Source organism: Moorena sp. SIO1G6 (genome assembly GCF_010672795.1).
GTDB classification, from domain to species: Bacteria; Cyanobacteriota; Cyanobacteriia; order Cyanobacteriales; family Coleofasciculaceae; genus Moorena; species Moorena producens.
In genome coordinates, this window is sequence record NZ_JAAHFZ010000011.1 from 25,159 (window position 1) to 37,268 (window position 12,110).

Annotated in this window: 10 protein-coding genes; 4 read left to right on the forward strand and 6 right to left on the reverse strand. The window is 45.2% G+C overall.

Annotation, left to right across the window (positions count from 1 at the left end; translation table 11 throughout):
• Window positions 1-200: 200 nt before the first annotated feature.
• Complete coding sequence (locus tag F6K63_RS13045; protein ID WP_287312323.1) at window positions 201-1,253, forward strand: mevalonate kinase family protein; 1,053 nt, start codon at window positions 201-203, stop codon at window positions 1,251-1,253.
• The gene (locus F6K63_RS13050) at window positions 1,240-2,139 is read left to right on the forward strand and encodes a UTP--glucose-1-phosphate uridylyltransferase (RefSeq protein ID WP_071105521.1); all 900 of its coding nucleotides are present in this window, start codon (window positions 1,240-1,242) and stop codon (window positions 2,137-2,139) included. Before F6K63_RS13045 ends, F6K63_RS13050 begins: the two co-directional genes overlap by 14 nt.
• Before the next feature lie 19 nt (window positions 2,140-2,158).
• Here the strand turns inward: F6K63_RS13050 and msrB are convergent, their stop codons facing one another.
• On the reverse strand, window positions 2,159-2,557 hold the full coding sequence (gene msrB, locus F6K63_RS13055; protein ID WP_008182689.1) for a peptide-methionine (R)-S-oxide reductase MsrB: 399 nt from the start codon (window positions 2,555-2,557) through the stop codon (window positions 2,159-2,161).
• A 264-nt stretch (window positions 2,558-2,821) separates the two neighbouring features.
• Window positions 2,822-3,553 (reverse strand): RadC family protein, encoded by a 732-nt coding sequence (gene radC / locus F6K63_RS13060; protein WP_071105522.1) that lies wholly within the window; start codon window positions 3,551-3,553, stop codon window positions 2,822-2,824.
• A gap of 81 nt (window positions 3,554-3,634) precedes the next feature.
• Between radC and F6K63_RS13065 the strand changes: the two genes are divergently transcribed.
• Together F6K63_RS13065 and F6K63_RS13070 are read left to right on the forward strand one after the other, a co-directional pair.
• A complete protein-coding gene (locus F6K63_RS13065) occupies window positions 3,635-3,781 on the forward strand; it encodes a hypothetical protein (protein WP_287312324.1) in 147 nt (48 codons plus the stop codon).
• Window positions 3,782-4,206: 425 nt separating this feature from the next.
• Window positions 4,207-7,446 carry a hypothetical protein gene (locus tag F6K63_RS13070; protein WP_287312325.1) on the forward strand — a complete coding sequence of 1,080 codons (3,240 nt, stop codon included), beginning with the start codon at window positions 4,207-4,209 and terminating at the stop codon, window positions 7,444-7,446.
• A gap of 1 nt (window position 7,447) precedes the next feature.
• Here the strand turns inward: F6K63_RS13070 and F6K63_RS13075 are convergent, their stop codons facing one another.
• The 4 genes from F6K63_RS13075 to F6K63_RS13090 form a co-directional block, all read right to left on the reverse strand.
• Window positions 7,448-7,852, reverse strand: a complete 405-nt coding sequence (locus F6K63_RS13075) for a hypothetical protein (RefSeq protein WP_287312326.1) — start codon at window positions 7,850-7,852, stop codon at window positions 7,448-7,450.
• A gap of 130 nt (window positions 7,853-7,982) precedes the next feature.
• Window positions 7,983-8,984: a protein translocase subunit SecF gene (gene secF, locus F6K63_RS13080; RefSeq protein ID WP_287312327.1), complete on the reverse strand. Its 1,002-nt coding sequence runs from the start codon at window positions 8,982-8,984 to the stop codon at window positions 7,983-7,985.
• Between the two features lie 369 nt (window positions 8,985-9,353).
• Window positions 9,354-10,748 carry a protein translocase subunit SecD gene (gene secD / locus F6K63_RS13085; protein ID WP_287312328.1) on the reverse strand — a complete coding sequence of 465 codons (1,395 nt, stop codon included), beginning with the start codon at window positions 10,746-10,748 and terminating at the stop codon, window positions 9,354-9,356.
• Between the two features lie 232 nt (window positions 10,749-10,980).
• On the reverse strand, window positions 10,981-11,964 hold the full coding sequence (locus F6K63_RS13090) for an alpha-ketoacid dehydrogenase subunit beta (protein ID WP_287312329.1): 984 nt from the start codon (window positions 11,962-11,964) through the stop codon (window positions 10,981-10,983).
• Window positions 11,965-12,110: the final 146 nt, after the last annotated feature.

Below are 12,110 nucleotides of genomic sequence, written 5' to 3' on the forward strand. Positions count from 1 at the left end.
ATCGAGAGTTTCCCAGTCTGGTGGTGTCTTGCCGTCTTTGAATGCAATCCCTCTGATGGCAATGTCATACTATAGTGCTTTATATAGTGCATATAGTGATTTGCAGCTCAGTAAAATACACTTTAGCCTCTCGGGAGCTCCCACTGCAATCACCGGCTGTATTCTATTCCAATCAAGACTGCTATAGATTTAACTGAGTAATGAAACTGTTTGTGCCAGGTCGCCTTTGTCTATTTGGGGAACATAGTGATTGGGCAGGAGGGTATCGCTGCCTAAATCCCCAGCTGGCAAGGGGCTACACCCTAATCACCGGAACCAATCAGGGACTTTATGCTCTGGTCTTATCTGATCCGACCGAGCTGATTATGCGTACTTCCCTGAGTCAGGGGAAACCGACCGTTTCTATTAGTTTACCAATGGAAAAGAGTGCTCTGCTCGCTGTTGCTAAAAAAGGCGGTTTTTTTAGTTATGCTGCTGGGGTTGCCTACCAGTGTCTCTCTCACTACTCTGTCGGTGGAATTGAAATCGATAATTACCGCACTGACTTACCAATCAAGAAAGGGCTATCCTCAAGTGCAGCAATTTCCGTCCTAGTTGCCCGCAGCTTCAATCGCCTGTATGAATTAAACATGACTCTCCAAGAGGAAATGGAGTTAGCCTATCTAGGGGAAACCACCACCCCTTCCCAATGTGGTCGGATGGATTTCGCGTGTGCTTATGGCAATCGACCGATCATGATGATGTTTGATGGTGATCACACCGATATTACTGAACTCAAGGTACCTCGGAATCTATTTTTTGTAATCGTAGACCTCGGGGCCAGCAAAAATACTCAGGAAATCCTGAGTAAACTGAATCAGTGCTATCCATTCGCCACTAACGAAATACAACAGAATGTTCAGCACTATCTTGGTCCAATCAGTTCTAAAATTGCTCAGGAGGCAGTTGAGGCTCTGGAAAGGGGTGATGCTGAACGGATTGGTGCCTTGATGAACCAGGCACAAGCTGAATTCGACCGCTATCTTATCCCTGCTTGCCCTGAGCAATTAACTGCTGGAGTGCTGCACCAAATCCTGAATTATGAACCAATTCAACCTTATATCCTAGGGGGAAAGGGAGTTGGCTCTCAAGGGGATGGCAGTGCACAATTTATTGTTAAAGACAAGGAAAGTCAACAAAAGTTAATTAAAATTATTGAGCGTGATTTTCCCCACATGGAATCTTTGACGTTAACGATTTATGCAGACCAATAACGTTCGCAAAGCTGTAATTCCCGCAGCGGGTTTTGGGACCCGTTTGTTTCCAGCCACCAAAGTGGTAAAAAAAGAGTTATTTCCGATTATTGACCGGGATGGTAGGGCGAAACCAGTGATCATGGCGATTGTAGAAGAAGCGGTCAGTGCTGGGATAGAAGAAGTGGGGATTGTGGTTCAAAAAAGCGATCGCAAACATTTTGAAGAATTTTTTAAGTCCCCCCCCAAACCCGAACTCTTCGATAAACTCTCTCCAGAAAACCAAGCATACAGCCAATATTTACAGGATTTAGGCCATAGAATTACCTTTCTGATTCAAGAGGAGCAAGAAGGCTATGGTCATGCTGTATTCTGTGCCAAAGAATGGGTAAACGATCAGCCTTTTCTATTGTTGCTGGGGGATCATGTTTACACTTCTGACCATGAAAATTCCTGTGCTAGTCAAGTTCTAAAAGTTTATAACCAGGTTGATCAGAGCGTTGTTGCCTTGACCGTAATGCCAGGAGAGATTATTCACAAAGCTGGTTGCGTGACTGGGATTTGGGAAGAGTCAGAATCACGGTTGCGTGTGACAGAGCTTTATGAAAAGCCTACTCTTGAGTATGCGCGAGCCCATCTCCATATGGAAGGAATGGCAGAGGATCAGTTCTTAGCGGTATTTGGTATGTATTTACTTAAGCCGAAAATTTTTGACTATCTTGAAGAGCACATCAACCACAATATCCGTGAAAAAGGTGAATTTCAGCTCACATCATGTCTTGATAAATTGCGACAAGAAGAGGGCATAACCGGTTATCTAGTTAAAGGCAAGTATTTTGATACCGGAATGCCCCAGTTTTATCGACAGACTATAATTGATTTTCCTAATCAAACTCAGGGGACTTGATCTGATTAATCCTGTTTTGTTAATCCTGTTTCTCGAAACTAAGGGAAGCAGAATTCATACAGTAGCGTAAGCCTGTTGGTGGTGGTCCATCGCTAAACACGTGACCTAGGTGAGCGTCACAGACAGCACACAACACTTCTGTCCTGCGCATAAATAGGCTGTTATCCGGTTCCTCCTTTACATTCTCTTCTTTGATAGGTGCAAAAAAACTAGGCCAACCTGTCCCAGAATCATATTTGGTATCGGAGTTAAATAGCTCTGTTCCGCAACAGATACATTTGTAGATACCCTTGTCCTTATTGTTCCAGTATTCTCCAGTGAAGGCTCTTTCCGTTCCCTTCTGTCTGGTGACTTTAAACTGTTCCGGTGTTAGCTGCTCTTTCCACTGTGCTTCAGTCTTTTGTACTTTACTAACCATGGCTGAATCCTTGTAATAGTGTTTTGATGATACGTGGGAGGTGAGAGATCACCAATAGGGTAATCTGGTCTTTTGTAAAAAAAAGACACGTTTTGATACTTAACTTAACATTTTCTGGCACACAGGAGATGGGAAGTTTGGGACGTGTGGGAAGTTTGGGGCGTGTGGGATGGAGGGTTTGATTAAGGGTAATTCTTCAAAGGTAAGTATTCGCCCATGAGATGAGTGGTCAGGCAACCCTTCCGTATCTGCCACAGGTAAACCTCACTCTTCCTGGGGATACTCATCCCACAGTTTCGTTACTTGCCGTATGCTCTGGTAATTACCATTGCCAACAATCAAATGATCCAATACCGGAATACATAAGAGTTGACCTACCTGTAATAACCGTTCCGTTAGAGTAATATCTTGAAAACTTGGGTCAACACTCCCAGTGGGATGATTGTGAGCCACAATTACCTGTGTTGCTCCTTGGCGCAGCACTTCTCGGAAAATATCTCGGGGATTAGCAATGGTTTCTGTTGCTGTACCAACAGTAATAATCTGAGTACCCAACAAATGATTTTTAACATCAAGTAGCAACACAGCAAATCTTTCATGATTTTGCCACATTAAGTCATGACTCAAAGACGCTGCTGCTGAGGCTGGACTATCAATAATTACACCTTCTGTTGGTCGAGACAGAAATGCCCGTTTTCCCAGCTCCACTGCTGCTAAAATCGTTGTGGCTTTCGCTAGTCCAACACCATGAATTTGGGTCAATTCTTGAGCTTTAATATTCCGCAACACAGCCATTGGGTCTCGCTGGTCTTTGCCAAGTTCCTGTAAAATCAACTGTCCCAAACCCATGGCAGAAAGCTTTCCTTTGCCTTGACCTGTACCTAAAAGAATTGCTAGCAGTTCCGCTGTCGCCAGATTTTTAGCTCCTAGAGCAACTAATCGCTCACGAGGACGTTCACTGATGGGAATATCAGCAATTCTCAGGCAATATGTCATAGATGTACACTGATCAAGACTGAAGGGATTTATTTTTAGTTATCCCGTTTTCAGCTAAGAAAGCTAGATTCGATTGGGAATATGCTGATTATCCCAATAATCGAGATGGGGAATGGGGAATGGGGAATGGGGAATGGGGAATGGGGAATGGGGAATGGGGAATGGGGAATGGGGAATGGGGAGATGGGGAGATGGGGAGATGGGGAGATGGGGAGATGGAGAAATTAGGTGTAAACAAACACAGATGACTAGCACAATTTCATAATACTGTCGTGCCAAATTGACGATTTTGCCAAATCTTTACATAACGGATTTTCTTTAGTGCATAAATATTTGAACAAAACCAAGAAGGTTTAGTGCTGGATTGTCTAGGAAGGTTATCCCTTGATTAGCGGACTTTTCGGCAACACCAATTACCTACCAAAAACGAAAATCCGAGAAATTCTAATCATATTGACTGACTTAATACCTCAAAGCGCGTAGTGGCTATGTTACAGTAATTAATAATTTACAATCAACATATAAAGATTTTCCCTAGACTGCCTCAGAATTAAGTAAAATTTTGATGAATTTATCACAATCCTAGTCCCAATCACTAGGATTAGCTGAGATGATGTCAAATCGAAAGCATATAGACATCTACCAAATTAACTATGTCAAATCAACTATTCAATATTTCAAACCTTAACGGCAGAATTGGGTTCTCTATTAATGGTGTTACGTTAGGTGACCGCTCCGGTTTCTCAGTCAGCAGCGCTGGAGATATCAACGGTGATGGCAATCATGATCTGATCATCGGAGCCCCAGGTGCTGATCCCAATGGCCTTTTTTCAGGTACAAGCTATGTAGTCTTCGGTGGTCCAGATGTAGGTACTACCGGTACCATTGAACTCGCTGACCTAGACGGTACTAACGGTTTTGTTATTGAGGGTCTTAATTCAACTGGATTCTTAGGCTTTTCGGTTAGCAGTGGTGGAGATATCAATGGTGATGGTACGAATGACCTACTGGTAAGTGCTCCTGGTGCTGGTGCCAACAACAATGGCGTGAGCTATGTAGTATTTGGCGGTTCCACTGTCGGCTCTACTGGTAGCGTAGATCTATCATCCCTAGACGGTACCAACGGCTTTGCTATCAATGGCGTCGATCCTGCAGAATTTTCTGGTCATTCCATCAGCAATTTAGGGGATGTTAACGGCGATGGGAAAAATGACCTATTGATTGGTGCTCCTCATGCCTTGTTGCCTATTTCTTCTCCCGGTCTTAATCCTGGCAATGCTTATGTGGTATTTGGGGGCACAGGTACTGGCGGTAGCCTAGACCTCTCCACTCTGGACGGCACTAATGGCTTCCTCCTCACCAGTAGTGTTGCCGGAAACTTAGCAGGTTTTTCAGTCAGTAGTGCTGGGGATATCAATGGTGATGGCATCAAGGACTTCGCTATCGGTGTTCCTGGTAGTGATTCTCCTCTAACTGACAACAGTTCTGCTGGCAAGACTTATGTAGTGTTCGGTGGTTCAGGTGTCGGTGCCACTGGAACCCTAGACCTCTCATCGATACCCTCCTCCGACCCCAAAACTGGCTTCGTCATTAATGGTATTGATGAAGGTTCTAGCCTTGATCTCGGTGACAGGGCAGGCTGGTCCGTGAGTGATGCTGGCGATGTCAACGGTGATGGTGTTAGTGATTTAATCATTGGGGCTCCCTTTGTTGACTCCGATACCCAGACTGATGTTGGCGAGGCTTACGTAGTGTTTGGCGGCACCGATGTTGCTGGTACAGGGAACTTAGACCTTGCAAGCCTCGACGGTACCAATGGCTTTGCCATCACAGGGATTGAAGCGAATGGTCTCCTGGGCTCGTCAGTTAGTTATGCTGGGGATCTCAACAAAGATGGGTTTGCTGATGTTGCGATTGGAGCTAAAGGTGCAGGCAAAGTTTATGTGCTATTCGGCAGTGAAGAGTTGGGAACTACTGGCAGTGTAGACCTTTCTACCCTAAACGGCGAAGATGGCTTAGTTATCGAAGGTACTGACTCCCTAGGCTTCTCAGTAAGTGGAGCAAAAGACGTTAATAGTGATAGCATTGATGACCTAGTTATTGGCGCACCTGGTCTTGAGCTTAGTACAGCCAATGGCGACACCCCAGGGAATAGCTATGTCCTATTCGGTAATGTTGCTCCAGTGATAGACCTCAATGGTGTATCGCCAGTTATCGATCCGGTTACTGATCCAGTGACTGATCCAGTGACTGATCCAGTTACCGATCCAGTTACCGATCCAGTGACTGATCCAGTTACCGATCCAGTGACTGATCCAGTTACCGATCCGGTTACCGATCCAGTGACTGATCCAGTGACTGATCCAGTTACCGATCCAGTTACCGATCCAGTTACCGATCCAGTGACTGATCCAGTTACCGATCCGGTTACCGATCCAGTGACTGATCCAGTTACCGATCCGGTTACCGATCCAGTGACTGATCCAGTGACTGATCCAGTTACCGATCCAGTTACCGATCCAGTTACCGATCCAGTTACCGATCCAGTTACCGATCCAGTTACCGATCCAGTTACCGATCCAGTTACCGATCCAGTTACCGATCCAGTTACCGATCCAGTGACTGATCCAGTTACCGATCCAGTTACCGATCCGGTTACCGATCCAGTGACTGATCCAGTGACTGATCCAGTTACCGATCCAGTTACCGATCCAGTTACCGATCCAGTGACTGATCCAGTTACCGATCCGGTTACCGATCCAGTGACTGATCCAGTGACTGATCCAGTTACCGATCCGGTTACCGATCCAGTTACCGATCCAGTGACTGATCCAGTTACTGATCCAGTTACTGATCCAGCTCCCGAACCAATTATTGCAGCTGCCCCAGCTATTCCAGCTGCTGCCCCAGATCCAGATACCGACGGCATTGATGCTACTGTCACATTTACCGGTAATCAGCTGGCACTGTTCCCAGATAACAAATTGACTCTGAGTGATGCTAATAACACCACTCTGGTTGGCGCAACAGTAAAAATTGCCAATCTGCTCAATCCCACAGAGGAACTGCTGACTGTTGACAACACTGATACCCTGATTGCGGTTAACTTCGATGCCAACAATGGTATCCTTTCCTTAAGTGGGGTAGATACCATCCAAAATTACCAGCAAGTCCTCAACACCCTAGAGTATGAAAACACATCTGGTGTGACTGATGCCTCTGGTCGCATTATCCAGTTTGTGGTTGATGATGGTTTAGCTTTCAACAACGTAAGTGAGGTAGCTACTCTGATTACCATCCAAGATAATGACTCGACGGTGATTGGTACTTTCCAGAATGATACCTTGCTTGGGGGTAATGGCAACGATACCCTAGAGGGTAACTCAGGTAATGACTTACTCGACGGTGGAGCTGGTAATGATAGCCTGGTTGGAGGAGATAACTCAGACACCTTGCTCGGTGGTGACGGTAATGACGTCCTTGATGGTGGGACTAATGGAGACTTCCTAGATGGTGGAGCTGGTAATGATAACTTGTCTGGGGGAGAAAACTCAGACACCTTGATCGGTGCTGAGGGTAATGACTCCCTGTTTGGTGGCAACGGTGATGATATCTTAGAAGGCGGATTAGGCAATGATATCTTATCTGGCGCAGGGGGCATTGACACCTATGTCTTGAACCCTGGTGAGGGAACAGATACTGTGTTTAGTTTTGAAGATGGAATCGATATGTTCAAGTTAGGTGGAGATCTGACCTTTGATCAGCTGGCAATTGCTGATATGGGCGCGACTACTATTACTGCCAATGGCGAAGTCTTAGCACAGGTGTTCGGGGTCTCCGCGAGTCAGCTCACAGCGGCAGATTTTATTGTTGAGGAGGATATAGTCGTTTAATTCAAGAGCCGCACACCCACTTCCAGAGTGGGTGTGTGGGGCCTTGCTGACAAATCCGCTGTACTTGTTGCTCCAGACGTTTCTGTTCTAAGGGTGGTAATCCAAATAAAATATTGCGACTTTGCCAAACTAAGACGGCTAAAGTTGTGCCAATACAGATAGCCAGACCTAGGGCAGGCACATGGTTGTAGATAATACTATACCGGAGTGCTGCCCAGGTAAAATGCGATCGCATCAGGGAAATTTCATAGTGCCAACCCCACAGGCTTAATGGAGCAACAGTTATCCAGAGGATGCCTACGAAAACCCACCTACCATAAACAGTTATTTGATGTAATCGTTTTACCCTGGCCTCAAAGATGGGGTCAAGGGTAATTTTTCTTCTTGGGCTACCTGGCTGCTCCATGATCAGAAGACTATTGAAAATTATAGCTTTTATTGCATTTATGAGGTATGCTTCTCAACCTCAAAGTCCCCCTTTTTAAGGGAAACGGGGGATCGCTTTGTACCTCATGGGAGAGATAATTGCTATAGAACTAAACTTCATCAGAAAATTCTGCTTCAATCACTGGATTCCCCTCCTTTTCGGGCTTAACCGGAACCTCGACTACAGACTGAGCTTTACCAGTGCGCTCTCTCCACCAAGCTAAGAGGGTACTTGCAATAAAAATACTGGAGTAAGAGCCTGCTGTAAAACCAATAATTAGTGCTAAGGCAAAGAATTTTAGGGTTTCTCCCCCGAACAGCAAGATTGCTAACAGGGGTAGCAAGGTAGTTAAGGTGGTATTAATCGAGCGGGTTAAGGTTTGATTAACAGCATCCTCTACAACTTGATTGATATGTTGACCTGGCTTGAGTTTAATTACTTCTCGCACCCGGTCGTAAATCACCACAGTATCATTAACAGAAAAACCAATAATTGTCAATAGGGCAACCACAAATAAGGTATCGACTTCTACCCCTAGCACTAAACCTAGGATAGAGAAAAGACCAATAGCGATTAAGACATCGTGGAACAGGGCAACGAAAGCGAATAGGCCATAATCAAACTCGAATCGGAAGGTAAGGTAGACAAAGATGCCCACAAATGCCATCAACAAAGCGATTAAGCCAGAAAAAAACAGTTGTCTGCCCAAGGTGGGACCAACGGTATCAATCTGAGTAGATTTGGGATCGAAAACACCAAGACGCTCCGTTAGGGCAGTTTGCAACTGGGTGCGTTGTTCAACATCTAATGTTTTACTCCGAATTGTCAGGGCTTGTTTTTCTTCCCCTAGTATTTGGATACTGCTATTGCCGAGACCTTGTGCTGTCATCACCTCCCGTACCAGAGCCAAATCAATGGGTTGGTCACAGTTTCCGGGTTGAGTACAGTCTTTCTCTAGCTGTAGGCGGGTACCACCAACGAAATCGAGACCTAACCGTAAAGGGGCTCCTAGTTGGAGAAAAGAAATCACCATGGCAATGATACCGACCGTAATCAGGGCGGTTGAGATGCTCCACCAAAGCGATCGCGTTTTAATTACATTAAGTTTCATATTGACTTTTCTATTACTAAATCCTTATTTAGCAAAGGGAGTAGGGAACAGGGAGTAGGGAACAGGGAATAGGGAATAGGGAATAGGGAACAGGAATTAGGGAACAAAGTTATCACAATTACTACACGGATTGCTATAAAGTATGAATTATGAATTATGAATTATGAAATGTTTTTTTTGGTGGAACCGGATCCTGGTCAACTAAACACTATATCCACAACTATATTCACAACTTTATCCACAACTAGGATGAAGGATTAAATAGATTTTTTAGTTGAACTCGATCCTGGTCAACTAAACGCTTTATCCATAACTAGGAATTACACTTCCTACTTCCTAGTTCCTACTTCCTAGTTCCTAATTTATAAACTATTGGGTTGGTAAATTCGGGCAGAAGAGTTCTGGTTTCTGACGTACCCCTGGAAGTCCTAAAACTGCCACGAGCATCAGGGTGCGACTACAGGTCAGGGCGGTAAACATACTGATTCCTACCCCAATGCCTAGGGTTACGGCAAAGCCTTTGACTAGACCTGAGCCTAACCAAAACAGTACTGCACAAGCGATTAATGTGGTGACATTTGCATCCAAAATACTAGAAAATGCTCGGTAAAACCCGGACTCCACTGAGCGATACAAGGTCTTACCAGCACGTAATTCTTCCCGTGTCCGCTCAAAAATCAGCACATTGGCATCAACTGCCATACCGATACTAAGGATAAAACCAGCAATTCCGGGTAGGGTTAAGGTAACATCTAGTAGGGCAAATGCTGCGATGGTCAGTAAAGCGTAGATACTCAGAGCAATATTAGCAATGATGCCAGGCAGTCGGTAATAGACCACCATAAAGATTAATACTAAAATCAGACCAACTACAGCAGCATAGATACTACGTTGAATACTATCTCGTCCTAAGGTTGCCCCTACGGTGCGATTCTCCACGATTTCCACTGGCAAAGGCAAGGAACCTCCCCGCAGCTGGGCAGCAAATTCATAGGCACTTTCGGCATCAAAGTTACCGGTAATCACTGCTGCACCACCACTGATGCCATTTTCAGCATATTGCGCTGCCACACTCGGAGCACTAATTAGTAAATTGTCGAGGAAAATACCAATGCTGCGTCCTGTACCGGCAATGTTCTTGGTCAGCTCGGCAAACTTTTGAGCTCCCTCACTATCAAATCGAATAGCTACTTCCCAAGCACTACCAGTTTGAAGAGGTTGGGGACGAGCATCTTTGAGGTTTTTGCCAGTCAGACCACTACTTTCAAATAGTTCAAGGATGGCTTGGTTACTACGATTGATAGCAGCTTGATTTTCTGCGATCGCATCTCCATCACCATTGTTTCGTAAGACCTCTTGGTTGAATTGTAGTTCTCGTAGCACTTGCTGTTCAACCGGCAGCTGTGCTTCTGTACCAATCTTTTGATTGAGAAAATCCAGCTGTGCTGTTCCCCCTAGTACCCGTTCCGCTTGTTGCGGGTCATTGACGCCAGGTAGCTGTACCAAAAGCTGGTCTTTGCCAACGGTTTGCACTACCGACTCAGAAACCCCTAGGGCATTGACTCGGCCTTCTATAACGGTTTTAACTGCGGCTAATTGCTCAGCCGTAATTTCCGTAATCTCTTCGGTAGTGTTAATCTGAATTGTGAGTTGAGCCCCTCCCTGCAAGTCCAGTCCTAACCGGATTGGAATTTGCACCAGTACTATGATTGCTGTAATTACAAGTACTAGGATTAAGGCTAATAGTGAACGCTGTTTTTGCATGACTACGACCCGCCGCAACAAATGCTATCATAATCTGTTTTGGCGAGCCTAGTAACTGAGAAAATATAAAGTCTAAAGTCTAAAGTCTGAACTCTGAACTCTCAAGGCTGGAGGCTTAAGTATTCCATCGATTGGTTACTTAGCAATCGGCATCTTTTTCACCTCCAGCATCTAATAATCAGTAACGCCCCCTGCATGGCTAATGCCTAAGCTTTATTTGCCAAGCTTTTAGTTAAATCCGCAAAGCCACCATCTTTTTCACACCCTCGACAATTTGATGGGGTTGGACAATGGTGAGATTTTCCAGAGTCCCGTTGTAGGGAGTGGGAATATCTTGGGATGAAAGCCGAAGCACTGGTGCATCGAGTTCATCAAACCAGCGCTCGTTAATCGATGCTGTTAATTCTGCCCCAATACCACCGGTTTTCATGCACTCTTCTACAATAATGACTCGGTGGGTTTTGGCGATTGAAGCACCAATGGTCTTAAAGTCTAGAGGCTTTAGGGAAATCAGGTCAATCACTTCAGGATCATAGCCCTCTTTTTCCAGCTGCTTAGCCGCTTGGATGGCGTGGTGACGCATCCGGGAGTAGGTAAGAATGGTAACATCTTTACCAGGGCGTACAACTTCAGCTTTATCAAGGGGTACCAAGTACTCCTGTTCTGGCAGATTTTCTTTGAGATTGTAGAGCAGGACGTGTTCAAAGAACAATACTGGGTTATCATCTCGAATGGCAGATTTAAGCAACCCTTTTCCATTGTAGGGGGTGGAGCAAGCAACGATTTTGAGACCGGGAACTGCCTGAAAGTAGGCTTCTAGACGCTGGGAGTGTTCGGCACCTAACTGACGTCCGACACCACCAGGGCCTCTAACCACCATCGGGATTTTAAAATTACCACCAGAGGTATAGCGCAGCATCCCGGCATTGTTGGAAATTTGGTTGAATGCCAGGAGTAAAAACCCCATATTCATGCCTTCAACAATTGGTCGTAAACCTGTCATTGCTGCACCAACAGCTAGACCAGTAAAGCTATTTTCGGCAATGGGGGTATCCAGAAGCCGGAAGTCACCGTATTTTTTACACAAATCTTTGGTAACTTTGTAGGAACCACCGTAGTGACCGACATCTTCACCGATTACAAATACTGTCTCATCCCGTGCCATTTCTTCGTCTATGGCTTCACGCAGAGCATTAAAGAATAGTGTTTCTGCCATTAATAATTCAATATAGGGGGCTACTGTGATCCTAGCATTGCCAGAGCCCTCGAATGATGATGTACAGGGAAGTTTCCCACAGGTAAGTCGGGCAGATTGATAGGTGCGCTCTTACCATTAAGAATTAAATTCACGCTTTGGCGCGC